The sequence below is a fragment of the Xanthomonas sp. BRIP62409 genome, assembly GCF_003992965.1.
In the GTDB taxonomy this organism is placed as follows: Bacteria; Pseudomonadota; Gammaproteobacteria; order Xanthomonadales; family Xanthomonadaceae; genus Xanthomonas; species Xanthomonas euroxanthea.
Map to the genome: position 1 here is coordinate 650666 of NZ_QEZJ01000020.1, position 25165 is coordinate 675830.

Annotated in this window: 21 protein-coding genes; 9 read left to right on the top strand and 12 right to left on the bottom strand. The window is 67.0% G+C overall.

Going from position 1 to position 25165, the window contains the following annotated elements:
• The first annotated feature begins 330 nt into the window (after window positions 1-330).
• Window positions 331-1776 (top strand): OprO/OprP family phosphate-selective porin, encoded by a 1446-nt coding sequence (locus EO170_RS12090; protein WP_126945173.1) that lies wholly within the window; start codon window positions 331-333, stop codon window positions 1774-1776.
• 152 nt (window positions 1777-1928) lie between these two features.
• Here EO170_RS12090 and EO170_RS12095 read toward each other — a convergent pair whose 3' ends face one another.
• The 3 genes from EO170_RS12095 to msuE all read right to left on the bottom strand — a co-directional run bounded on the left by EO170_RS12095 (window position 1929) and on the right by msuE (window position 4734).
• Window positions 1929-2960 (bottom strand): methionine synthase, encoded by a 1032-nt coding sequence (locus EO170_RS12095; RefSeq protein ID WP_104583888.1) that lies wholly within the window; start codon window positions 2958-2960, stop codon window positions 1929-1931.
• A gap of 28 nt (window positions 2961-2988) precedes the next feature.
• Complete coding sequence (locus EO170_RS12100; RefSeq protein ID WP_119129343.1) at window positions 2989-3972, bottom strand: DUF1852 domain-containing protein; 984 nt, start codon at window positions 3970-3972, stop codon at window positions 2989-2991.
• 168 nt (window positions 3973-4140) lie between these two features.
• On the bottom strand, window positions 4141-4734 hold the full coding sequence (msuE, locus tag EO170_RS12105; RefSeq protein ID WP_164739280.1) for an FMN reductase: 594 nt from the start codon (window positions 4732-4734) through the stop codon (window positions 4141-4143).
• Between the two features lie 98 nt (window positions 4735-4832).
• Between msuE and EO170_RS12110 the strand changes: the two genes are divergently transcribed.
• The 4 genes from EO170_RS12110 (at window position 4833) to EO170_RS12125 (ending at window position 9665) form a co-directional block, all read left to right on the top strand.
• The gene (locus tag EO170_RS12110) at window positions 4833-5771 is read left to right on the top strand and encodes a LysR family transcriptional regulator (RefSeq protein ID WP_104583889.1); all 939 of its coding nucleotides are present in this window, start codon (window positions 4833-4835) and stop codon (window positions 5769-5771) included.
• Complete coding sequence (locus tag EO170_RS12115; protein ID WP_104649552.1) at window positions 5771-6436, top strand: epoxyqueuosine reductase QueH; 666 nt, start codon at window positions 5771-5773, stop codon at window positions 6434-6436. Before EO170_RS12110 ends, EO170_RS12115 begins: the two co-directional genes overlap by 1 nt.
• A gap of 93 nt (window positions 6437-6529) precedes the next feature.
• On the top strand, window positions 6530-7432 hold the full coding sequence (locus tag EO170_RS12120; RefSeq protein ID WP_126945176.1) for a methylenetetrahydrofolate reductase: 903 nt from the start codon (window positions 6530-6532) through the stop codon (window positions 7430-7432).
• 274 nt (window positions 7433-7706) lie between these two features.
• Entirely contained in the window at window positions 7707-9665 is a 1959-nt protein-coding gene (locus EO170_RS12125) for a choice-of-anchor X domain-containing protein (RefSeq protein ID WP_164741017.1), read from the top strand.
• Window positions 9666-9966: 301 nt separating this feature from the next.
• Here EO170_RS12125 and EO170_RS12130 read toward each other — a convergent pair whose 3' ends face one another.
• The 7 genes from EO170_RS12130 to EO170_RS12160 form a co-directional block, all read right to left on the bottom strand.
• The gene (locus tag EO170_RS12130; protein WP_126945179.1) at window positions 9967-11106 is read right to left on the bottom strand and encodes an MFS transporter; all 1140 of its coding nucleotides are present in this window, start codon (window positions 11104-11106) and stop codon (window positions 9967-9969) included.
• Between the two features lie 137 nt (window positions 11107-11243).
• Complete coding sequence (purU, locus tag EO170_RS12135; protein ID WP_164739953.1) at window positions 11244-12095, bottom strand: formyltetrahydrofolate deformylase; 852 nt, start codon at window positions 12093-12095, stop codon at window positions 11244-11246.
• A 68-nt stretch (window positions 12096-12163) separates the two neighbouring features.
• Window positions 12164-12556 (bottom strand): XVIPCD domain-containing protein, encoded by a 393-nt coding sequence (locus EO170_RS12140; RefSeq protein WP_104583895.1) that lies wholly within the window; start codon window positions 12554-12556, stop codon window positions 12164-12166.
• Window positions 12557-12938: 382 nt separating this feature from the next.
• Window positions 12939-13814: an NAD(P)-dependent oxidoreductase gene (locus tag EO170_RS12145; RefSeq protein WP_119129338.1), complete on the bottom strand. Its 876-nt coding sequence runs from the start codon at window positions 13812-13814 to the stop codon at window positions 12939-12941.
• An 81-nt stretch (window positions 13815-13895) separates the two neighbouring features.
• A complete protein-coding gene (locus tag EO170_RS12150) occupies window positions 13896-15014 on the bottom strand; it encodes an NADH:flavin oxidoreductase/NADH oxidase (protein ID WP_164741018.1) in 1119 nt (372 codons plus the stop codon).
• Between the two features lie 60 nt (window positions 15015-15074).
• Complete coding sequence (locus EO170_RS12155; RefSeq protein ID WP_126945185.1) at window positions 15075-15956, bottom strand: NAD-dependent protein deacetylase; 882 nt, start codon at window positions 15954-15956, stop codon at window positions 15075-15077.
• Window positions 15953-16573, bottom strand: a complete 621-nt coding sequence (locus EO170_RS12160) for a TetR/AcrR family transcriptional regulator (protein WP_126945499.1) — start codon at window positions 16571-16573, stop codon at window positions 15953-15955. Before EO170_RS12160 ends, EO170_RS12155 begins: the two co-directional genes overlap by 4 nt.
• Before the next feature lie 344 nt (window positions 16574-16917).
• On the opposite strand from EO170_RS12160, the gene EO170_RS12165 reads away from it, so the two are divergent.
• The gene (locus tag EO170_RS12165) at window positions 16918-19401 is read left to right on the top strand and encodes a TonB-dependent receptor (RefSeq protein ID WP_241239431.1); all 2484 of its coding nucleotides are present in this window, start codon (window positions 16918-16920) and stop codon (window positions 19399-19401) included.
• A gap of 101 nt (window positions 19402-19502) precedes the next feature.
• On the top strand, window positions 19503-20513 hold the full coding sequence (locus EO170_RS12170; protein WP_126945188.1) for a nuclease: 1011 nt from the start codon (window positions 19503-19505) through the stop codon (window positions 20511-20513).
• A 345-nt stretch (window positions 20514-20858) separates the two neighbouring features.
• On the opposite strand, the gene EO170_RS12175 is transcribed toward EO170_RS12170, so the two are convergent.
• Window positions 20859-22226 (bottom strand): MFS transporter, encoded by a 1368-nt coding sequence (locus EO170_RS12175; RefSeq protein ID WP_126945505.1) that lies wholly within the window; start codon window positions 22224-22226, stop codon window positions 20859-20861.
• A gap of 16 nt (window positions 22227-22242) precedes the next feature.
• On the opposite strand from EO170_RS12175, the gene EO170_RS12180 reads away from it, so the two are divergent.
• The gene (locus tag EO170_RS12180) at window positions 22243-23130 is read left to right on the top strand and encodes a LysR family transcriptional regulator (protein ID WP_119130237.1); all 888 of its coding nucleotides are present in this window, start codon (window positions 22243-22245) and stop codon (window positions 23128-23130) included.
• Between the two features lie 411 nt (window positions 23131-23541).
• Entirely contained in the window at window positions 23542-24210 is a 669-nt protein-coding gene (locus EO170_RS12185; protein WP_126945191.1) for a hypothetical protein, read from the top strand.
• Window positions 24211-24228: 18 nt separating this feature from the next.
• On the opposite strand, the gene EO170_RS12190 is transcribed toward EO170_RS12185, so the two are convergent.
• The gene (locus tag EO170_RS12190; protein WP_126945194.1) at window positions 24229-25035 is read right to left on the bottom strand and encodes a TatD family hydrolase; all 807 of its coding nucleotides are present in this window, start codon (window positions 25033-25035) and stop codon (window positions 24229-24231) included.
• Between the last annotated feature and the right edge of the window lie 130 nt (window positions 25036-25165).

Below are 25165 nucleotides of genomic sequence, written 5' to 3' on the forward strand. Positions count from 1 at the left end.
CATCCTGCTTCACCGTCTCCGCGTGGCCCTGCGTGGCCTGGTGCCAGCATGGCACCACAGGCGCCCGGCGCCCGACCTGCGCGCCGATGGGCCCGCCTTCCGTGCGTCGCACAACTGACACGCGCCGGACACGCAGCTGACACAGCCTTGCGCCTTGCAGGCTGCCGATGTCACCAAACTGACATCAAATCTAAATATAACTGCACGCATTGCCGCACCGTCAGGACGACCGGTCGCCCTGGTGGCGTGCCGGTGCCGTGTTCGCCGCCCCGCCGGGCAGCGCCGGCCTGATGCTGCCGCCGACCCGTTTCCCTTGCACGAGCCGGACCCATGAAAAAACGCAATCTCGCCACCGTCCTGTACGCCCTCAGCGCAACCGCCAGTGGCAGCACGCTGGCTGCCGAGCTGGAGCTGTACGTAGACCGCAAGACCAAGCAGATCTTCGCCGAGCCGGCCCCGGGCCGCGACAAGCTGGGTAAGTTCGTGCAGGTGGACGAGAATGGCAAGCTGCCGGCGTCGGCGATGCCGGCCGCCCCGGCATTGCCGCCCGCCCCTGCAGCGCCAGTGCCAGCCGATACCGCCATCGCCCAGGCCGCACCTGCGCCCGTGCCCGCACCAGCGCCGGCCAAGGCCAGCGAAGCCGGCAAGAAGTGGTACGACAAGCTGAGCCTGCGCGGCTACACGCAGATCCGCTACAACCAGGGCATCGGCGGCGACGCGCAGGATCTGCGCGCGCCGGGCGACCGCTTTATCGGCAACGACCAGAGCCTGGGCATCCGCCGCGCGCGCCTGGTGCTAAGCGGCGATCTCAACGAGCACGTGTCGCTGTACTTCCAGCCGGACTTTGCGAGCACGCCGACCGGGTCGACCACCTCCAACTTCGCGCAGCTGCGCGATGCGTATGCCGACATCTACTTCGACAAGAAGCGCGAGTACCGCGTGCGCGTGGGCCAGTCGAAGATGCCGTATGGCTGGGAGAACCTGCAGTCCAGCCAGAACCGTCTCACGCTGGACCGCGCCGACGCACTCAACTCCGGCCTGCGCGACGAACGCGATATCGGTGCGGTGTTCTACTACAGCCCCACCGTGGCCAAGGGCCGCTTCCAGGACCTGGTCAAGTCAGGCTTGAAGGGCTCGGGCGACTACGGCGTGATCGGTGCCGGCGTGTACAACGGCCAGGGCGCCAACCGCGCCGAGCGCAACGACAGCATGCATGCGGTGGTGCACGCCACCTACCCGTTCAAGTTCGCCAACGGCCAGTACCTGGAAGTGGGTGCCGACGCCTACAGCGGCCGCTTCGTGCCGACCGCGGCGGCGGTCAACATCGGTGGACGCAGCTTCACCCCGGCCATCACCGACCCGAACGGCTACACCGACCAGCGCGTGGCCGCGCACATCATCTACTACCCGCAGCCGTTCGGCCTGCAGGCCGAGTGGACGGTAGGCCGCGGCCCGGAGCTGGATGTTGCACAGCGGCGCATCCGCACCCGCTCGCTGAGCGGCGGTTATGTGCAGGCGATGTACAAGCACGATGGCAGCTACGGCACCTTGCTGCCGTACCTGAAGTGGCAGACCTACCGCGGCGGATCCAAGTTCGATACCAATGCGCCGCGCATGCGCCTGGACGAAGTGGAAGCCGGCGTCGAGTGGCAGCCGATGGATGCGCTGGAACTGGTGTTCGCCTATTCGAAGATGAAGCGCACCGACGTCACCACCGCGCCGTACCCGGTGGTGGAAGGCGACCTGCTGCGGCTGCAGCTGCAGGTCAATTACTGACCCCTGCCCGCCGATGGAAAACAAACAAGCCCCCGCATGCGGGGGCTTGCTCGTTGTTGCTTCACCGGTCGTGACCAGCCGTGGCGGCGGCAGGATCGTACTCGCCTCGGCCCTGGTGCCTTGACCGCCGATCCAGTGCCGGCACCGGCGTGCTAGCGGGCTGCCAGCTCTCCACGAATGATCTCTGCGCCCGCACTGAGTGCCTTGAGCTTGCCCCTTGCGACGTCCCGGGCAAGCGGCGCCATCCCGCAGTTGGTGGACGGGTAGAGCTTGTCGGCATCGACAAAGCGCAGCGCCTTGCGCAGCGTCTCGGCCACCTCCTGCGGTGTTTCGACGGTATTGCTCGCCACGTCGATGGCCCCGACCATCACCTTCTTGCCGCGCACCAGTTCGATCAGATCGATCGGCACGTGCGAGTTGTGGCACTCCAGCGAGATGATGTCGATCGACGATGTCTGCAGCTTGGGAAACGACTCTTCATACTGGCGCCACTCCGAGCCCAGGGTCTGTTTCCAGTCGGTATTGGCCTTGATGCCGTAGCCATAGCAGATATGGACGGCGGTCTCGCACTTGAGCCCTTCGACCGCGCGTTCGAGGGTGGCCACCCCCCAGTCGTTGACCTCGTCGAAGAAGACATTGAAGGCCGGCTCGTCGAACTGGATGATATCCACGCCGGCCGCTTCGAGCTCCCTGGCTTCCTCATTGAGGATCTTGGCAAATTCCCATGCCAGCTTTTCGCGGCTTTTGTAGTGCGCATCAAACAGGGTATCGATCATCGTCATGGGACCGGGCAGCGCCCATTTGATCGGCTGCCGGGTCTGCTGGCGCAGGAACCTGGCATCGTCCACGAAGACGGGCTTGGGGCGGCTGACCGCGCCAACCACGGTCGGCACGCTGGCGTCGTAGCGATTGCGAATCCTGACGGTTTCGCGCTTTTCGAAATCGACGCCGCTGAGGTGTTCGATGAAGGTGGTGACGAAATGCTGGCGGGTCTGCTCGCCATCACTGACGATATCGATGCCGGCATGCTGCTGTTCCTGCAGCGACAGGCGCAATGCGTCCTGCTTGCCTTCGATCAGTTCGGCGTCCTGCAGCTTCCAGGGAGACCAGAGTTTTTCCGGCTGCGCGAGCCAGGAAGGCTTGGGCAGGCTACCGGCGGTAGATGTGGGGAGCAGCTTTTTCATGATGAGTGGTGTCTTGCGTTCCTGTTGGTTAGACAGCGTGGCTGGAGGCCCACTGCGCGAGCATCGTCCCGTAGGGCCTGATGAAGTGCTCTTCGGTGAATTTCCCCTGCGTCACCGCGAGCTGGCTGCGCTCTTCGCGGTCGTAGACGATCTGGGTAGCGGAATAATCCTGGTGCTTCAGGCTCGGCTGGTAGATGGCCCCTGCCGCGGAATTGGCGTTGTAGATCTCTGGCCGGTAGATCTTCTGGAACGTTTCCATGGTGCTGATGGTGCCGATCAGCTCGAGGTTGGTGTAGTCGTTGAGCAGGTCGCCGATAAAGTAAAAAGCCAGCGGGGCAACGCTGTTCGGCGGCATGAAATAGCGCACCTGCAGGCCCATCTTGGCGAAATACCGATCGGTCAAGGAGAAGTCGTCCTGCCGGTATTCGATGCCCAGGATGGGATGCCGGTTTCCGGTTCGGTGATAGAGCCTGCTGGTGGAGACGCTGATGCAGATGACCGGCGGTTTGGTGAAACGCGCCGTGTAGGCGTCCGAGTCCACGAAGTGCTTGAACAGCGTTCCGTGCAGGCTGCCGAAATCGTCCGGGATGCTGAAGCCGGACGCATCCTGATTGTGCGCTGGCAGCAGCACGCTGAAATCGTAGTCGCGCACGTAGGAGGAGAAGTTGTTCCCTGCAATGCCCTCGATGCGCGCGCCGGTGGTCTTGTCGAGGATGCTGGGCTTCAGGATCTCGATCAGCGGAAAGGCATCGCTGCGTTCGCGCGCATCGATGTGCATCTGGACCGAGATGATGTCCAGTTCGACAGCGTAGCGGTCGCGCCCGGGGTTATCCCAATGCGCCAGGTCGTTGCAGCGGTTGTCGATCATCGCAAGCGTGTTACGCAGGTTTTCCTGCCGACGCTGCCCTCTGGCCAGGTTGGCAAAGTTGGTCGTGTTGCGCGTATTGGCCGCGGGACGGTAGTCCTCGTCAAACCGGACGCTGTTGATGCTGAAGGTGAATTCTTGAGTCATTGCAAGCTGACGCCTTGTTTCCGAGTTGAATACGAGCGCAGTTCTCGGCGCAGGTATGGATACCCGCCGGGTGGATGCCGCCACTCCGGACCGGCCGGCAATCACCCACCGATCCTGTGGCCGGCGACGGGTGTGGCGGCCCGCCGAGCAGCTGTGGGCTGGATGGCCTCAGGCCGCAGCCACGTCTTCTGCAGCGATGGCACGTGCCTGCCGCGTCAATGCGATCAGCGGCAGTGCCCGCTGCACCGCCAGCCTGGCCCGCTCGGCCAGGGCCTCGTTGTGCACGCGGTAATCCAGGAAATCGCGGTCGGTGGCGTAAACGCCCAGTGGCAACGTGCGTGCCTGGAAGAAGCTGAAAAGCGGCCGCAACTGGTGGTCGATCACCAATGCATGGCGCTCGCTGCCACCGGTTGCCGCCAGCAGCACCGGCGTGTCGATCAAGGCATCCTGATGGATGAAGTCGAAGAAGTGCTTGAACAGCCCGGTGAAGGAGCCGCGATAGACCGGCGTGGTCACCACCACGACGTCGGCCTGCTCCACCGCCGACAGTGCCTGCTCCACCGTTGCCGGCAGCTGCGAGCGCCACACTGCACCGGCAAACTGCGGTGCCAGCGCCCCGAGTTCGACCAGCTGTTGCTCGCACGGCACGGCCTCGGCGATCAGGCCCAGCAGGTGCTCGGCCAGGGCGACGGCCTTGGAGGGGCGCTGCAGCCCGCCGGAGACCGCGACGACGCGGAGGGGATGTGGCACGTTGACAGTCATGCGGGGTCGACCTGAAACGACGAACCCCGATGCTAGGGCTCGCATTCAATGAAGTAAAATGGTGTTATTTCAACAATCCATGAATTCGGATCATCTGAATGCTTGAGCGCATCCATCTCACCATCGTCCAGCAGGTCGAGCAGCAGGGCTCGCTGACAGCCGCCGCAGGTGTGCTGAACCTGACCCAGTCGGCGCTGAGCCACAGCATGAAGAAGCTGGAGCAGCAGCTGGGCACCGACGTGTGGCTGCGCGAAGGCCGCAACCTGCGCCTGACCCAGGCGGGCCAGTACCTGCTGGCAGTGGCCAACCGGGTGCTGCCGCAACTGGACCTGGCCGAAGAGCGCCTGGGGCAGTTCGCGCAGGGCGAACGCGGCGCCCTGCGCATCGGCATGGAGTGCCATCCCTGCTACCAGTGGCTGCTCAAGCTGGTGGCGCCCTACCTGGCCACCTGGCCGGACGTGGATGTGGACGTCAAGCAGAAGTTCCAGTTCGGCGGCATCGGCGCGCTGTTCGGCTACGAGATCGACCTGCTGGTCACGCCCGACCCGCTGTACAAGCCCGGGCTGCGGTTCGAGCCGGTGTTCGACTACGAGCAGGTGCTGGTCGTGGCCAAGGGCCATGCGCTGGCGTCGGCGGCCTACGTCAAGCCCCAGCAGCTGACCCGGGAGGTGCTGATCAGCTATCCGGTGGACCTGGAGCGCCTGGACATCTACAGCCAGTTCCTGCTGCCAGCCGGGGTCACGCCCCGGCGCCACAAGGCCATCGAGACCACCGACATCATGATGCAAATGGTCGCCAGCGGCCGCGGCGTGGCCGCGATGCCACGCTGGCTGGTGGAGGAATATGCGTCCAGGATGGACGTGGTGCCGGTGCGGCTGGGCGCGCGCGGCATCCCCAAGCAGATCTTCCTGGGCGCACGCGAGGCGGATATCGCCGTCGACTACCTGCGTGCCTTCATCGAACTGGCGCGCCAGCCCGCCAATGGCACCGCCAACACCACCGCCGACACAACGACCACTCCGCCGGGAGCCCACTGATGGACAGCATCGCCACGCGCACGCCACTGCCACTACCTGCCGGCCACGACAAGGTCTTGCTGCATTCCTGCTGCGCGCCATGCTCGGGTGAGGTGATGGAGGCCATGCTGGCGTCCGGCGTCGACTACACCATCTTCTTCTACAACCCCAACATTCACCCGCGCAAGGAATACGAGCTGCGCAAGGACGAGAACATCCGCTTTGCGCAGCAGTGCGGCGTGCCCTTCGTCGATGCCGACTACGATCGGGACAACTGGTTCGAGCGGGCCCGCGGGATGGAGAACGAACCCGAACGCGGCATCCGGTGCACGATGTGCTTCGACATGCGGTTCGAACGCACCGCGCTGTATGCGCACGAACATGGCTTTCCGGTGATCACCAGCTCCCTGGGCATCTCGCGCTGGAAGAACATGCAGCAGATCAACGACTGCGGCGTTCGCGCTGCGGCCAGGTATCCCGGCCTGATGTACTGGGAGTACAACTGGCGCAAGGGCGGCGGTTCCTCGCGCATGGTCGAGATCAGCAAGCGCGAGAACTTCTACCAGCAGGAATACTGCGGCTGCGTCTACTCGCTGCGCGACACCAACCGGCACCGCGCCGAAAGCGGTCGCAATCGCATACAACTGGGCGTGAAATTCTATGGCGATGGGGAACAGCAAGACTGAATGCCTCGCCAGGGCAACGACGCTGTCCGGGATCTCAGTCTGTGTCATGGCGCCCTTCCCGCTCGCCCAGGGCCCACGTAGCGGCGCCACCCAATGACCACCAACGCACGGCAAGATCGTTTGACTCATCCGCACACGCCACGCCTGGCCAGCACCATCACCGATGCCTATTCCCTGGAGGTCAGCGCAACCGACATTGCCGGGCTGAGCGCAGCGGCGCCCGCGCTCATGCGTGGCGCGACCATTGCTATCCCCTACCTGCCCAACCAGGACGACGCCGCGCGGCTGGCCGCCGCATGCATGGTGCGCAAGCTCGGCTTTGCGCCCATGCCGCACCTGTCCGCGCGCCGCATCGGCTCGCGCGACGCACTGCACGCCTTCGTCAGGCGCGCCGTCGATGAGGCTGGCGTCGAGCGTTGCCTGGTGATCGCGGGCGATCCACCGTCGCCGATCGGGCCATTTCCGGACAGCGTGTCGCTGATCGACACCGGGGTCTTCGAGCGCTGCGGCATCCGGACCATCGCCGTGGCAGGGCATCCGGAAGGACATCCGGGCATGCCCGCAAGCGAGCGCTGGGATGTGCTGGAACGCAAGTGTCGCAGCATCGCCGAGCGCGGCATGGCACCGCTGATCGTCACCCAGTTCGCCTTCGATGCCGACCTCGTGCTGACGTGGTTGCACGCGCTGCGCGCGCGTGGCATCGCACACCCCGTGCGGGTGGGCGTGCCTGGTCCCGCCGGCGTGGCGGTGCTTGCACGCTATGCCGCACGCTGCGGTGTCGGCGCCTGCGCCGCGATGCTGTCCAAGTACGGCATCTCGCTGGGCAAGCTGTTGGGCACCGCCGGGCCGGATCGCTTTGTCGATTGCCTGGCCACCGGCCTCACCGGAGCGCATGGAGAGGTCAGCCTGCACTTCTTCCCGTTCGGCGGCATCGCGCAGACGGTCGCGTGGGTGGAGCAGTACCGCGCCCGCACCGCGCCGCACCGCGCCGACTGACACCTGCCGGGCACGCCGCGCGTCATCGGCCGCAGACCTCGAATGGGCGAGCACGAACGTGCGGGTGGGCGAGCTGTCCACGACCTGGATCACAGTCTGGAATGCTTCATTTCTGTGGCTGTGCTTGCGGCGCGCCGGGTGCTGCAGCGCACAGCGGACCTGTCACACGGGCGCGGTATAACCATCGGCGAATCGCGGCGAGGGGGCGCTGCATCCGGTGTCGTTGCACTGCGCGACGGCATCGCTTCTGCAACGTTCAAGGAGAGATGTCGCCATGCCGAAGCCGTCGCTGTTGTCCTTGCTGTGCACCCTGTCGCTGGTTTCCCTGCCGCTTGCCGCGGCCGAGCTGCAGCCCAAACAACTGGCTGGCCCGCCGGAGGAGTTCGCGCAGATGCGCGCACCCGACCCGGCCGAGTCGGCGATTCTGTCCAAGAGCGCCTTGCTGCCGGTGGAATTGACGCCAGCCGGCAACTCCGCACGCTGGCAAGGCACGCTGCCGGTGGAAAACGGCCATCTGCGTTTCATGGTGCTGGCCGGTGACCAACCGTGGGAGGCGGCGGTGACTGCACCACGCATTGCCGGCGCGCGCGCGGCCGCCGTTGCTCCGCAACTGCAGGCGCAGCGCACGCTGCTGGGCACCGCAGAAAGCGGCACCAGCGGCATGCGCTATGCGGTGGAATCGGCGCAGAACGGAGCGTGGTCGCTGACCCTGCAATCGGCAACGCCGGTGGCGCAACGCGGCTATGTGCTGATGGAAGGCGATGCACGCACACAGCTGGCCTCGTACCCGCGCCATCGCCGGCAGCAGGTCGGCCAGACGCTGACGCTCAACGCACTGCTCAGCGGCAACGATGCGCGCGGTGCGACCCTGCTTGCCGCACAGGCCGGGCAGATCGACACAGCGAGCCTGCGCGTGATCGATCCGCAAGGGGGCATCCGCACGCTGCCGATGGCAGACGACGGGCAACACGACGATGGTGCTGCCGGCGACGGCGTGTATGGCGGCACGTTCCAACCGACGGCCGAAGGCACCTGGATTGCGCAGGTGATGGTGCGCGGTCACGACCAGGCCGGGCAGCCATTCGTGCGGACCAGCGAGCACGTGTTGCCGGTGCTGGACACCTCGCTGCGCCTGCTCGGCAATGCCCTGAGCGCACGTGCGGCCGACGGCACACGGCTCAACATTGCCTTGCCCATCGCCGCACGCGGCAAGGCCCCGTCGCATTACCGCGTGTTCGGCCAGGTCTGGGGCACCGATGCCAAGGGCAGGCAGGTGCCGGTGGCATGGATCGGCGGCATGTTGACGCCGCAGCAAGGCCAGCTGCCGTTGAGCCTGGACGAACGCTGGATCGCGCGTGCCGGCGCGCGTGCGCCGTTCACGCTGCGCGGGCTGCGTATCGAAGATCCGGACCATTACATCCCGCTGGTGCAGGCCGACACGCTGCCGTTGCAGCTGCCCGCGTTGCGCCGTGCCAGCATCGCGCGGTCTGCCGGTGCCATCGACGAAAGCATGCGCATGGGGCCGCGCCCGACAACGCTGGCCCGCGCCAGTGCGATGGCGCAGCCGCAGGCCACGGGGTCGCAACTGGTGCTGGTACATGGCTATTGCTCCAACGGCGTGTGGCCGCAGGCGCAGTTCACCAACGCGTCCTCGTTCCTTGATGCCAAACAGAACCGCAGCAACGACCAGTTCGCACAGCGCTTGGCGCAGTTCGCCAGTCAGTGGTCCTCGTTCGCGACGGTGGCGCACAGCCAGGGCGGCATGGCCGCGCTGCATCTGTATACCTACTACTGGAGCGGGCTGGATAACGCCACCGGTGGGCGGGTGATGCAGTCGGTCGGCACGCCCTACCAGGGCACCAATCTGTCCGGCATCCTGGCGGCCGTGGGCTCGTGGTTCGGGGTGGGCTGCGGCACCAATACCGACCTGACCTACGACGGCGCCAAGGCCTGGCTGGCCGGCATTCCGGCCGATGCGCGCGCCAAGGTGAACTACTACACCACCTCGTTCGCCAAGACCAACTGGTACACCAACGACTACTGCAACGCCGCTTCGGACCTGGTGTTGAACGACCCGGAAGACGGCACCGTGGAGCAGGTCAACGCGCAGCTGCCGGGTGGCGTGAACCGTGGCCACACCACCGGGCAATGCCACACCACCGGCATGCGCGACCCGGCGCAGTATCTGGACGCAAGCCGCAATGCAGTGATGAACGCCAACGCCGCGAAGTGATGCGGCATCCATTGCAGGGTCCGTGGCCGCCCACCACGCACGCCGTACATGCGTGCGTGGTGGTTCCGATGCGGCCTGCCGCCTCGGCTCCCGCGAAGGTAGGCGGACAAGCCCGCGCTGCGACGAGGTCCGCGTGATGCGGGCAGCGCACACCGCGCTGCCCGCCATCCACCGCCTGCATGGGCTGCACGGTCCCGACGACGACATTGACGAGCCTGCACCCCACCCTTCGTAGGAGCGTGCCAGCGCGCGACGCACATTGCCGAAGAGTCACCGACTGCAGGTCGGTGACCCAGCACACTCACACCCTCAACCAACGCGTCGACACCGCCACGCCCACCATCAACACCGCGACACCGAGCAGGGCGCCGACCAGGCCGATGCCATGCGCGGCGAAACCGATCAGTGCCGGCCCGGCCAGGATGCCGGCGTAGCCCAGGGTGGTGACCGCGGTGATGGCGATGCTCTCCGGCATGCGCGTCTGGTTGCCGGCCAGCGAGAACAGGGCCGGCACGATATTGGCGCAGCCCAGGCCGACCAGCACGTAACCGGCCAGCGAGGCCTGCCACGGGCTCACCAGCGTGAGCACCAGGAAGCCGGCGCTGGCCAGCAGCGCGCCCACCACGATCGAGCGGATGCGCCCCAGGCGCTCCACCACCGCATCGCCGAGCAGGCGCGTCACCGTCATGGTCAATGCAAACGCGACATAGCCCACGCCGGCGGTGCTCGGGGCAACCTGGTGCACATCGGCCAGGAACACCGAGCTCCAGTCCAGGATGGTGCCTTCGGCCAGAAACACCACAAAGGCCAGGATGCCGATGAACAATACGATGCCTCTGGGCAGGGCCAGCAACGGCCCCTGCTGCGCCACGCGCTCGGTCCGCCAATGGCGCACCGACAGCACGCCGACCACGAGCATGGCGATCACCCCGGCGAGCGCCGCGCTCAGCGGGGAAACCCGCGCCGACAGCAGCAAGGTCATCGCGCCGGCACCGACGAAACCGCCGATGCTGAAGAACGCATGGAATCCGGACATCATCGCGCGCCGGGCATCGCGCTCGACCACCACCGCCTGCATGTTCATCGCGCAATCCATCGCGCCCACGCCGGCACCGAACACGAACAGCACCGCGCCCAGCATCCACGGATTGGCGACAACGGCCAGCAGCGGCAGGCTGAGGCAGATCAGCGCCGCCGTCCCCGCCATGACCGCACGGAAGCCGAAGCGAGCCGACAAGGCACCGGCCAGCGGCATCGCCAGAAACGAGCCTGCCCCCAGGCACAACAGGATCAGGCCGAGCGCGCCATCGTCCACGCCGGTCCTGGCTTTGGCAAACGGCACCAGCACCGCCCAGATCGCGGCAGCAAAGCCGGGAATGAAGAACGCCGCGCGGGTGGCGTGCTGTTGCGCGCGAGCGCTGGAGCCGGGGACAAGCGACATGCAGGCAATTCCAGAAGGGAGCGGCGAACCGAGTGCGACGGTGGGCGCCAGGCCGGCGCGTTCGCGGGCCGTGGGGTGGCTTGAGCACCACGCCACATGCGTGCTGCAAGCGTCCCCGCGCCATGCGCAACGGTGCGCTAGCGAAACACCACCGTGCGATGGCCATTGAGCACGATGCGGTGTTCGACATGGCGACGCACCGCACGCGCGAGCACCAGCGATTCGGTGTCGCTCCCCAGCCGCACCAGGTCGCGCGGTGTCATCGCGTGATCCACGCGCGCCACGTCCTGTTCGATGATCGGGCCTTCGTCCAGGTCTTCGGTGACGTAGTGCGCGGTGGCACCGATGATCTTGACCCCGCGTGCGTGCGCCTGGTGATACGGCTGCGCGCCCTTGAAACTGGGCAGGAAGCTGTGATGGATATTGATCGCGCGCCCCGCCAATGCGCGGCACAACGCCGGCGACAGGATCTGCATGTAGCGCGCCAGCACCACCAGATCGATCTGCAGCGCTTCGATGAGGGCAAGCAGCTGCGCTTCCTGCGCAGCGCGCGTGTCGGCGCTCACCGGCAGATGGTGGAAGGCGATGCCGTAGGAGGCGGCCAGCGGCGCGAAATCGGCGTGGTTGGACACCACGGCGGCGATATCCACCGGCAATTGCCGGCTGTGCATGCGGAACAGCAGATCGTTGAGGCAATGCCCCTGCTTGCTCACCAGCACCAGCAGCCGGGCGCGACGGCGCGCATCGTGCAGCTGCCAGTCCATCTGGAATTCCTCGGCCAGCTGCGCAAAGCGGCGTTCCAGCCCGGCAATCTCGGTGCCCGGCGGCTTGTCGAAGTGCACGCGCAGGAAGAAGCGGCCACTCTCGTCGTCGCCGAACTGCTGTGCGTCGAGGATGTTGCAGGCCAGGTCGAACAGCAGGCCGGTTACGCGATAGACGATGCCGGTGCGGTCGGGGCAGGACAGGGTGAGGATGTAGTCGGAGCGCATCGGCACAATGATAGCCAATGCACCCGGCTGCGGGCGCAGTGCTTGCGCCCGTAACTTTCCCGTGCGGCTCAGCGCGGCGGCAGGCGCAGCATCAGTCGGCGGTTGATGTCATCCAGTTGCGCCATCGATGCCTCCACCGAGGTCTCCATCGCTTCCTGGGTGGTGATGTGCGCACGCAGATGCGCAGGGTCGGCCAGTTCGCCACGCACCAGGAACACGTTCTCGCCCACCTCGCCGACGTGCCGGCTGAGCACCACGTAATCCACCTGGTCGAAGCCATGCTGCTTGGCCAGCGGCAGCAGGCGCGCGGCCATGCGCACACTGGCCTCGTCGGTGGGTTTGTCCAACTCGGCATCAAGTACGGCCACCGCTTCGCGGATCTGCGCAAACAGATAGTGGTCCGGATGCTCGGGATGGTCCGGGCCCACCGGGCCCTGGTCGACGACCGGTGCGGCGGTCATCGTCTACCACCGGCGCAGCGCAGTGCGCGCGGTGTGCGCCCGGTCGAACCGAGCGTGATATGCAGGTGTCGCATCGCATCCTCCCTGGAGCGGCGGCTGTCACGAGCCGGCATTTTAGAAGGTCTGCTGCATGTTTAGGTGAGTGAGAGATGGGCTGTGCTGCTTTGAAGCGACGCGGCCTGAGCGTGGGCGGCAGATGTCGCTGACAGCATGCGACATCTGCTGCATGGGCTTCGCCCCGTGCCCTCACCTTGACCCCCGCTCCGCGCCCCCTGCCCGCGCTGGAGCGCGGGCGCTTCAAGGCACGCACGCCAGTGACGCGCAAGCGGTGCCTTCCCGCCTCGCCGAGAGCGTGGCTAGCTCCGCCTTGCGGATGCGGCGATCAGGCCTGCCCTGCCCGCCGCGCCGATACCTCTGCCAGCACGGCCCAGTCGGCATTGCCGTCGCCATGGGCGATCGCCTCGTCCAGGCCGGCGCGCAGCAACTCGCCCAGCGGCATCGGCACCTGCTTGTCGGCACCGGCCTGGATCGCCAGGTCCACGTCCTTGCGCCCCAGGGTGGCGGTGAAGCCGGCCGGCAGATAGGCGCGCTGCATGATCAGGCGGCCATAGCCCTGGTACGCGGGTGCGGCGAACAGGGTGCTGGTGAGCATGCCCAGGAACTGGGTGGCGTCCACGCCGTGGCCGCGTGCCAGCGCGCTGGCTTCGGCCATGGCGCCGATCGCGCTGGCCAGGCAGAAGTTGGCCGCCAGCTTGACCGCATTGGCCTGCTCGGGGGTGCGGCCGATCTCCCAGGTGCGTAGACCGAGCACGTCGAACATCGGCTGCACGCGCGCCAACGCTGCCTCGTCGCCGGCGGCCAGGATGTTGAGCTTGCCGGCTTCGGCCACATCGACGCGGCCAAGCACCGGTGCGGCCACGTAGGCCACGCCGCGCTCGGCATGCAGGGCGGTCAACTCGTGCGCCAATGCCACCGAGATGGTGGCCATGTTGACGTGCACGCTGCCGGCCGGCAGCGCGTCCAGCACGCCATGCTCCAGCAGGGTCGCGCGCACCGCGTTGTCGTCGGCCAGCATCGAAAACAGCAGCGGGCCATGCGCGGCGTCGCGCGGTGCATCCACCACCGTGGCGCCGGCTTCGCGCAGCGATTGCGCGCGCCCGGGCGAACGGTTCCACACACTCAGTTCGAACCCTCCGCGCAGCAGGTTGTGCGCCATCGGCAGGCCCATCGTGCCCAAGCCCAGAAATCCTATCGGCATCTGTTTTCCTTATTCGATCTTGCGTCAAGAGCGGCAATCCAGACACCGCACGCTCTGCTTCTTTACCACTCCCCGCGTTAATCAGCTGGCGAACACGCCACGCGCCTCACGCGGCTCGCAGCGCAGGTATTGCGGCGCGGGTGCGACCGACGCACCAAGTGCAGCGGCCGCATGCCACGGCCAGCGCGGGTCGTACAGGATGCCGCGCGCCAGCGCGATCGCATCGGCCTGGCCGTCCTGCAGGATCGCCTCGGCCTGCGCCGGCTCGGTGATCAGGCCCACGCCGATCACCGGCGTGTTGACCTGCGCCTTGATCTGTTGCGCAAACGGAATCTGGTAGCCCGCCTGCACGGGAATCTGCTGGCGCGGATCCAGCCCGCCGCTGGAGACATGGATGTAGTGCGCACCGCGCGCATCCAGCGCCTTGGACAAGGCGATGCTCTGCTCGACATCCCAGCCGCCCTCCACCCAATCGGTGGCCGAGATGCGCACGCCGATGGCGATCTTGTCCGACACCGCCGCGCGCACCGCATCGAAGATGCGCAGCGTCAGCCGCATGCGGTTTTCCAGCGAACCGCCATAGGCATCGCTGCGCTGGTTGCTCAGCGGCGACAGGAACTGATGCATCAGATACCCGTGCGCGGCATGCAGCTCGATCAACTCAAGACCCAGGCGTTCGGCGCGCTGCGCCGCATCGACGAATGCCTGCACCACCGCATCGATACCGGCATCGTCCAATGCCTGCGGCAGCGGCTGGCCGTCACCGAACGCCAGCGCCGATGCGGACACGGTCTGCCAGCCATGCGCGTGATCCGGCGCGATCGCCGCGCCGCCGTTCCACGGCAGATCGGTGGAGGCCTTGCGCCCGGCGTGCGCCAGTTGGATGCCGATCGGCATCGGCGACCAGCGCCGCACCGATTGCAGTACCTCATCCAGCGCCTGCTCGGTGGCATCGTCGTACAGGCCAAGGTCCGCATAGGAGATGCGCCCCTGCGGCTGCACCGCGGCCGCTTCCAGGATCAGCAGGCCGGCACCGGATTGCGACAAGGTGCCCAGATGGATGCGGTGCCAGTCGCTGGCGCGGCCGTCCTGCGCGGAGTACTGGCACATCGGGGCGACGACGATCCGGTTGGCGAGCGCAAGCGGACCGAAGCGGATGGGGGAGAACAGCTGGCTCAAGAGGACATCCACAGATGACACGGGGGTGCCCATTGCACTGCGCCGCGCGCGTGGGCACAACCGCTGCGATGGATCACTGCGTCATGCCGAGCGCGCACTGGCGTCATCGATGCTGCGTGCAAGCAACGGGTCGAACGGCGCGTGCAGGAATGCCAACGCCTGCGCGCACGACTGTTCGACCTTCAGGCTGAGCAGCTCGTCCGCGCGGGTGCGCCCGAAGTTGAGTGCGGCGATCGGCAGGCCGTTGCGTGCAGCGGTCTGCACGAAACGAAAACCCGAATACACCATCAGCGACGAGCCCACCACCAGCACTGCATCGGCCGCCTGGAGATGCGCAAACGCACGCTCCACACGCTCGCGCGGCACGTTCTCGCCAAAGAACACCACATCCGGCTTCAGCACGCCGCCACACACCGGGCACGGCGGCACCGCAAAATGGTCGAAGGCCACATCGTCCAGGTCCGCATCGCCATCGGGCGCCTGCGCCGCGTCCAGGTCGGCCCAGCCGGGGTTGGCCTGTTCGAGCAGCAGCTGGAAGTCGGTACGCGGCATGCGCCGCTCGCAGCCCATGCAGCGCACCACATCGAGCCGGCCATGCAGGTCGATCACCGCCTGGCTGCCGGCCGCCTGGTGCAGGCGATCGACGTTTTGCGTCAGCAGCACTTCCAGCTGGCCGCGCGCTTCCAGTGCGGCCAGTGCGTGATGGGTGGCGTTGGGCCGCGCCAGGCCGAAACGCGGCCAGCCGACCAGGCTGCGCGCCCAGTAGCGCTGCCGCGTGGACAGCTCGCCCATGAAGGCCTGGAACGTCACCGGTTGCGGGCGCTTCCAGCCGCCTTGCAGATCGCGGTAATCGGGGATGCCCGAATCGGTGCTGCAACCGGCGCCGGTGAGCACGAACAGGCGCCGGTGGCGTTCGATGAAGTCCTGCAGCGGGTTGCCGTCCTGCACCGGTGACGCCGTCATCGTGCAACTCCGGTGGCCATGAGGTAACTGTGCAGCAACACCACCAGTTGCGCCTGCAGCGGCGCAATCCGTACAGCCGGCGCGCCATCCTCGAGCAGGCTCTTCAACGGCCCGGTGATGGCCGCCATGCCGATCTCGGCCACCGCCTTGCAATCGTCGAAGCGCACATCCGAGGCGGTGGCGAGCGCGGCGGCGAACGCCTGCTGCGAGCGCCTGCGCGCCTGCGCGCCCAGGATGGCGCCACCATGCAGCTCGGCAATGGCGTACAGCGCACGCGACACCTCCACATGCTGCAGCTTGGCCTGCACGAAGGCACGCACCAGCGCCTGGCACTGCTGCGCAAGCGTGCGCCCGTGCTGTTGCGCGCAGGCCAGCTCCACTGCATCGATCACCGTCTGCAGATGCCACTGCAGCAGCGCGATCAACATCGCCTGACGATTGGGGTAGTACTGGTACACGCTGCCGACCGACACGCCGGCGCGCTCGGCTACCCGCGTGGTGGTGCAGCCCTGCAGGCCGTCGGCCACCAACACCTGGATGCTGGCCTGGCGAATGACCTCCACGGTGGCGCGCGAGCGCGCTTGCTGCGGGGCTTTACGCGGTGCGGGCAGGGGCAGGGAGGTGCTCACGAATGCGAATGTCCACATGGATGGATGGCACATAGTCTGGGGGCCTTCTGCCTGATTCCAAGGAAGCGCCTCGTCCAGCTCCGCCCCGGTGGCGCTGATCGCCGACGCCGGCCGCGCTTGATGCCTTCACCGCCCGCCGCGTACGGTTGAAGCCGCTTGAAAACAGGCGCCACGTCACAAATCGTGGTGCCGGATCACGCAGTTAGCGTGATCCGGTGCACACGCAACGCTGCGGAAACATGGCACAGCGACAGTGGGCAGCTCCCCCGCTACCCCCCATCCCTGCCATGCCCTACACCCACACCCGGACGCGCTCCGGAGTGCGTCGTGCCGTGTCGCGTCGTCCGCTCGTCGTCGCGCTGGCACTGACCCTGGCCACCCCCGCGCTCGCGCAGGAAGCCGCGCCCGCCACGCCTGCCACCCGCAAGGGCGAGGACGGCATCTTCTCGCTGGACCGGATGATCGTCACCGGCGCCGGCCAGGCCCAGAACCAGTTCGACGCCTCGTATGCGATCACCGCGCTGACCGCCGAGCAGATCGACAAGCTGGCCCCGCTCAACCTCGCCAGCCTAATCGGCTCGATGCCGGGCATCTATGCCGAATCCACCGGCGGCGAAGTGCAGAACGTCTACCGCATCCGCGGCATTCCCGACGAAGGTGCGTTTGCGGTGATCCAGGAAGACGGCATCAGCCCCTACCCGGACAACAACGGCTACTTCTACAAGACCGAAGGCCTGGTGCGCCCGGACCTGATGGTCGAATCGGTGGAGACCGTGCGCGGCGGGCCCTCGCCGATCTTCGCCTCCAATGCCGCGGCCATCGTCAACTTCGTCACCCGCCAGGGCGGCGACACACCCGAAGGCGCGGTGCGCACCACCGTCGGCGACACCGGGCTGTACCGGCTCGACGGCTATTGGTCGGGCAAGCTGGCCGACGGCTGGTATCTGGCTGCCGGCGGCTTCGTGCGCCGCAACGACGGCTACCGCGACGTGGACTTTCCGGCCGACGAGGGCGGGCAGTTCCGCATGAACCTCACGCACACGCTGGACCACGGCAAGATCACCTTCACTGCCAAGCATCTGGACGACAAGAATGCGTTCTACATGCCGATCCCGCTGTACGACCCGCGCGACACCACGCGTTCGCTGGACCCGTTGATCGACCGCTTCACCGGCACCTTGAGCACCGCGCAACTGAAGCACGCCAGCATCGTGTCCAGCGATGCCGACGGCGCGCCGCAGCGCGAACTGCGCGACCTGTCCGATGGCCGCCACATGAAATTCAACCATCTGGGCGCGAACCTGGACCTTGCCTTCGACAATGGCTGGAGCCTGTCCAACAAGGCCATCGTCAATCGCCTGGACATGACTTTCGACGCGCTGTATTCCAGCAATGCGCCGCAGGACGCCAGCGCGTATGCCAACAGCCGCCGCGCTGCCGCCAGCGCCGCGTTTCCCGGCCTGAGCTCGCTGGGCTACGTCTACACCGACGATGGCAGCCGCTTCGATCCGGCCAGCACCGACGGCCTGGTGATCCAGGGCCAGTACCGCGCCATGAACGTGCGTGCCGATTCGTTTGCCGACGACCTGCGCCTGCATCGCCGCTTCGACTGGGGCGGCGACACCCACGACATCACGTTGGGCGTGTACGGCGCCTACTACGCGCGTTCCTACAATTCGCGTTACCAGAGCTATCTGTTGGAGATGCGGCAGAACCCGCGCACCATCGACCTGCTCGGCTACGACGCGGCCGGCAACGTGGTCGGCGGCGTGACCAAGGACGGTGTGGTGATCTATGGCGCCGACCGCACCCAGGGCAAGGCCTACACCAGCATGCTGGCGCCCTACATCGCCGACACCTGGCAGGTGACCGATGCGCTGCGCCTGGAAGCCGGCGTGCGTCACGAGCGCTACCGCTACCGCGCCTGGAGCATGCTGCGCAGCACCGGCAACCTGGGCATGGCCGACACCCTGGCCGACGATGCCGCGCGCCTGTTCACCGGGGCCCGCGCGCACACCGCGCTGGACGTGGGCGTGACCAACTGGACCGCGGGTTTCAACTACGACATCAACCCGACGGTCGGCATCTATGGCCGCGCCTCGCGTGCGCACCGCGCGCCCAGCGAGGGCGCCAACGAAGGCAACGTAAACATCCCCACCGCCGACCAGTTCGAGCTCGGCACCAAGCTCAACTTCGACACCCTGGACGTGTTCGCCACCGCCTTCTACACCAAGTACGACCCGTACAACATCGGCACCAGCGCGGTGAATCCGCAGACCGGCGCGGCCGAATCCAAGGACTACCGCGGCAGCGTCACCAACCCCGGTATCGAGCTGGCGGCGGTGTGGACGCCGGCGCAGTGGCTGCGCTTCGACGCCAATCTGACCTACAACGACACCCAGGTGTCCGACCTGACCGAGGTGGTTGCCAATGGTGCGGTGGCGGTGGTTGATGTGGACGGCAACATGCCCAACCGGCAGCCCAAGCTCTATGGCAATGCGGGGCCAACGGTGTTCTTCACCACCGGCGCGTTCGATTGGGAAACCTCGTTGCGCTACGCCTATGTCGGCAAGCGCTACGCCGACCTGGAGAACACCACCGAGCTGGCCGCCTACGACACCCTGGCGGCCAACATCCTGGTGCGCAACGGGCCGTGGGATGTGCAGCTGTCGGTCGACAACCTGACCAACACCTTTGCGCTGACCGAAGGCAACCCGCGCACCGACACCATCTCCGGCCAGGGCACGCGCGAACCGATCTACGGCCGGCCGATCTACGAGCGCAACTCGCGGCTGGTGGTGACTTACCACTTCTGAGTGCACCGATGTCCGGGGTGTCGCAGCCTCGCTACCAGCGCTCCACTTCCCGATCCATCGCCTGCAGCGTGGCGTACGCGCTGCAGGCCACAAGGACTGCCATGACACCTTCCCCTATTGCCTGTGCGCTGCTGTTTGCGGCAGCGACCTGTTCCGGTAATGCCGCCGCCTGGGGCCACCGTGCGCACGCGGCCATCGACAGCGCCGCCGTGCAGGCACTGCCCGACGACGGCCCGGTCTTCCTCAAACAATACGCGCAGGTGATTGCCGACGGCGCCACGCTTCCGGATGGCTGGCGCAGCGAGAGCGAGCCGTTTCTCAAGATCGAAGAAGACCCCAACCACGGCTGGTTCCGCGAGCAGTTCGCCTTCATGCAACACCCGCCGCGCTCGCGTTACGCCTTCGTGCTGGCGCTGTATGACGAACAGCGGCGCATCGCCAGCAGCGACCCGCAACGGGCGCAGCGCATGAACGTACGCTGGGCCGGCACCTTGCCGTACGCGGCCACCGAAGGCTACCAACGCATCGTGGCAACCATGCGGCAACTCCGCACGCTGCGTGCCAAGGGCCAGGACACCCGCGAGCTCGAACGCACCTGCGCGTTCTATGTCAGCTGGTTCGCGCACTACATCGGCGATGGCGCACAGCCGCAGCACGACAGCATCCACCACGACGGCTGGCAGGGGCCGAACCCGAACGGCTACAGCACCGACCCGAAGGTGCACGGCAAGTTCGAGAGCGATTATGTGGACAAGATTGCGCTGACCCCGCAGGACCTGCTGGGCCGCATGCCGGCCCTGGCGCATCAGCAGGGCGATGTGTTCGAGCAGATCCTGGACTTTCTCGACGTGGGCACCGGCCGTGTCGAGCAGGTCTATCGCCTGGAAAAGGCCGGCGCGTTCGACGATGCCTCCAGCAGCGACGGCCGCGCGATGGTCTACCGCACCGCCGGCGATGGCGCAGCGATGCTGCGCGACCTGCTGGTGCGCGCCTGGCGCGAAAGCGCGCTGCAACCAGAAACATCCACGCGGCCGCGCAGCATGGATCCCAGCCATCCGCAGTACGACCCGGCCACCGGATCTGCACCTGCCGGTAGATCGCCCACCGCATGACCGCCGTTGGCGACATCGGCTGCCGCCAGCGGCGTGCCGACCTGCGCGCCGGCACCGCTCGCTGCGCGCCTGTCGGCAGGACGGCGCAGCGGGCCCTGCGGCTCGGTCCTGCCGTCACGCGGCGTCAATGGACCTTGTTGAGCTGTTGGACAAAGCGCAGCAGATCCTGATTGACAAGCGCTGCCACCGGCAACCGCGCGCGCCAGCTTTTACGACTCCCGAATCCCGAATCCCGAATCCCGAATCCACCAAGCCAACCACCCGCATGCCGGGCACGCCCATGCAACGCGCAGCTGGCGTCCATATCGGCCTCGGTGGTTCCCGGATGCTCGCGCCGATCGCTCCTCACTCGCCGCGTGCGGGATGCGGCGCAAAGCGCCCGTACGGCCGCGCGTCGTCGGCGCGCTGGCGCAGCACGTAGGCCGCCGCAAAGGCGAGCGCCAGCAAGGTCAGGCACATGCCGACCAGGGCGCCCCAGCCACCGTGCTGCCAGAACCAGCCGCCGAGCGCGCCGATTACGCTGGAGCCGGCGTAGTACGCCAGCAGATACAGCGATGCGGCATGGCTGCGGTGCGCACCGCCGAGCCGGCTCACCCACGCGCTGGCGGCCGAATGCGCAATGAAGAAGCCGATCGTCAGCAGCACGATGCCGGCCACCACCAGCGCCAGCACATGCGCCAGGGTCAGTGCCACGCCGAGCACGCACAGCACGATACCGGTGCTGACCACCGGGCCGCGCCCGAAACGATCCGACGCCGCGCCGGCCACCGACGAACTGACGATGCCGAACACATAGGCGCTGAAAATCATGCCGATCTGGCTCTGGCTCAGGCCGAATTCCGGCCCGCCCAGCCGGAAGCCGGCGTAGTTGTAGAGGCACACGAACACGCCCATCAACAGGAACGGCAGCGCGAACAGGAACGGCAGGTTGCGGTCGCGCAGATGCCCGGCCCAGGCGCGCAGATGGAAGCGCAGATTGATGCCGTGCCGGCGCACGAAGTTGCGCGACGGCGGCAGCAACCAGAAGAATGCCAACGCGCACAGCAGGTCGAACACGCTCAACATCGCCAGTGCAGTGCGCCAGTCGTAGTGATCGGTCAGCACGCTCATCACGATGCGCCCGCTCATGCCGCCAAAGGCATTGCCGGCCACATACAGGCCAGTGGCGGCGCCCATCTTGTTGGCCGGCAGCTCTTCGCCCAGGTACACCATCGCCACCGCCGGCACCCCGCCCAGCGCGATACCGGACAAGGTGCGCACCAGCACCAGCGCGCCCCAGTGCGGCAGGAACGCGGCGAGCAGGTTGAGCAGCGCGGCCAGCGCGATCGACACGAACATCAGCCCGCGCCGGCCCAGGTTCTCCGACACCGCGCCGGCGCAGAAGATCGCCAGGGCCAGCGCGCCGGTGGCCAGCGACAACGGCAGCGAGGCGGTGGCCGCGTCCACGCCGAAGGCGCGCGCAAACTCGGGCAGCACCGGCTGCACGCTGTACAGCAGCGAGAAGGTGGCAAAGCCGGCCAGGAACAAGGCCAGCCGGATGCGGCCGCTGGCGGGCGCGTCGGCGGCGGGTGCGTCGGCAGGGCCGGCGTGCGTGCCCGGCGAGCTGCCGGCGTGGCGATCAGGAGAGGACACGGGCGCAGCATCGAGACAGGGGACGGCGAGTATTCGCCCGCTACGACCCCCTGTCCAATATATGATGCTGGCAGTTGCCATATGCAGGACAGATAGCATGGAACTTCGCCACTTGCGCTATTTCCTGGCCGTCGCCGAAGAGGGCAACTTCACCCGGGCCGCAACGCGGGTGGGGATCGGCCAGCCGCCGTTGAGCCAGCAGATCCAGGCGCTGGAACGCGATCTGGGCACGCCGCTGTTCCGGCGCACCCACAGCGGCGCCGAGCTGACCCCGGCCGGCGAGGCCTTCCTGGTCGAGGTGCGCCGCGTGCTCGCCGACGTGGAGCGCGCCGCAGAAACCGCGCGGCGGGTGGCGCGTGGCGAATCCGGCCGGCTGCGCCTGGGCTTCACCGCCTCGGCCGCGTTCAATCCGGTGGTGCCGCACCTGATCCGCGACTTTCGCAGGCAATGGCCGCGGGTGGAGCTGTTGCTGGAAGAAACCAATACCGCCGGGCTGCTGGTGGCCCTGGCCGAAGGCCGCCTGGACGCGGCCTTCGTGCGCTACGGCCTGAGCACGCCGCCCGACCTGCAATTGCTGCGCTTTGCCGACGAGCCGATGAAGATCGCCGTGCCCACCGCGCATCGGCTGGCCGCCCGCAACAGCGCGCCGTTGGCGGCGCTGGCGGGCGAGCCGTTCATCCTGTTCCCGCGCAGCTTCGGTTCCAGCCTGTACGACGAGATCCTCGCTGCCTGCCGGCAATCCGGCGTGACCCTGCGCATCACCCAGGAAGCGCCGCAGATGTCGTCCATCGTCAATCTGGTCGCCGCCGAACTGGGCGTGTCGGTGGTGCCCGCCTCCACCGCCCAGCTGCAACTGCCCGGCGTGCGCTATCTGGAGATCGAAGGCCAGATGCCGCTGGCCCGGCTCGCGCTGGCGGTATCGCCGGGCGCCCTGGACACGGCGCCGCTGGTGCGGCATCTGTGGGCGCTGGCGGAAGTGCTTTAAGCGAGGTTGCGTTGCGCCAATAACAGCGAACGCACCGCGGCTGTTGTAGGAGCGCACCTGGGCGCGATGTGGCTGTCCCGGTAACGCCCTCGCGCACGAGTGCGCTCCTACCCGCAGGCAGGCTTACGTTGCTGGGTCGCGTTCCTCACCACCGGCTCTAGCGCTGGCTTTTTTGAGCCGACATCTGACTAACACACCCTGTCAGCCACACAAGCGACCGCTGATCTTGTAGAAGTGCGCATGCGCACGATGCGGCTGGCCTGCAGACATCATCGCGACTGAAGCCTCTGCCACAGACATCACGCGCCTCGCTATCGCTGGCAGATGCTCTACAGAATTCGAACACATGGCTTGACCTCAACCGCGATTGAGGTCGTTCAATGCCCGCTTCTTCCACCACCTGCGCCTGCCATGCATCTTCGTCACCTGTTGCTGCCCTGCCTCGACCCCGACCTCAGCCTGCGCTTCTATCGCGACGTGCTGCAGCTGCCGCAACACGGCAACAGCGTTCGCATCGGCTGGAGCACGCTGGAATGCGTACAGGCGCAGCAGCCGGTGGGCAGTGTGCATCTGGCGTTCAACGTGGCGCCCTCGCGCTTCGACGCCGCTGCGCAGTGGATTGGCGCGCGCAGCAACCTGCTTGCCGATCCGCACGGCCGCCGGCAGTTTCGACTGGATGGCGTGTGGCAATCGCACTCGGTGTATTTCGCCGGCCCCGATGGCGCGGTGCTGGAGTTGATCGCGCGCCAGGCCGTGCAGGACGTGCTCACCGGCGACGGCGCGTTCCACGGCGAAGAACTGCTGTGCCTGAGCGAGATCGGGCTGCCCAGCAACGATGTCGCGGTGGTGACCAGCAGCGTCGCCCATCACTTCGGCGTGCGGCCATTTGCGCCGGCGGTCGAGGGCTTTGCCGCGCTGGGCGACGATGATGGCTTGTTGATCGTCGTCGATCAGGCACGCCGCTGGTTTCCACAGCAGCGGCAGCTGCCATGGGCCAGCGGTGTGCGGGTCAGCGTGGATGCACCGCAACCGGGGCTGCGCCTGCGCGATGCGCAGGGCTGGGAGTTGCTGGCGGCGTGATTGCCCACGCCGCGCACCTCATGCCGCGGCTGCAGGCGCGGGCAGACGGAAGAATGCCCGCGCGGCGGCCGTGCTGTTGGCCGCGGTCAGCGCCACGTCCTCGCCACGATCGCGCGCGAGTTCTTCGACGATATGCGACAGGAACCTTGGCTCGTTGCGGCGGTCCTTGGGCATCGGCTTGAGCGTGCGCGGCAGCAGGTAGGGCGCATCGGTCTCGATCATCAACCGGTTGGCCGGGATATTGCGCACCAGCTCGCGCAGATGCCCACCGCGGCGCTCGTCGCACAGCCAGCCGGTGATGCCGATGTAGTAATCGCGGTCCAGGTAGTCGAACAGTTCTTCGCGGGTGCCGGTGAAGCAATGCACCACGGCCGGGCCCAGGCGGCCATCGAAGCTGCGCATGATCGACAGGAAATCGTCGTGCGCCTCGCGCTGGTGCAGGAACAGCGGCTTGCCGTTGTCGGCGGCCAATTGCAGCTGGCGCTCGAAGGCCTTGTGCTGCGCCGGGCGCGGGGCGAAATCGCGGAAATAATCCAGCCCGCATTCGCCCACCGCCACCACCTGCGGATGCGCCTGCAGCGTGCGCATTTCGGCCTCGCATTCGGCGGTGAATTCCACTGCGTGGTGCGGGTGCACACCGGCGGTGGCGTAGAGGAATCCGGGGTGCTGCTGGGCCAGCTGCAAGGCCAGCGGCGAATGTTCCCGGCTGGCGCCAGTGATCACCAGCTGCGCAACGCCTGCCTCGCGTGCGCGTTGCAGCACTGCGTCGCGGTCGCGGTCGAAGGAGTCGTGGGTGAGGTTGGCGCCGATATCGATCAACTGCATGCTGCGGTGTCGCCTGAAAGAGCAGATGTAATTGTACTGGGTGGACGTTGCCCTCATCCGCCCTGCGGGCACCTTCCCCGCAGGCGGGAGAAGGGAGACACACGGCGTCAGCTGCGTGTTATCGGCGTAC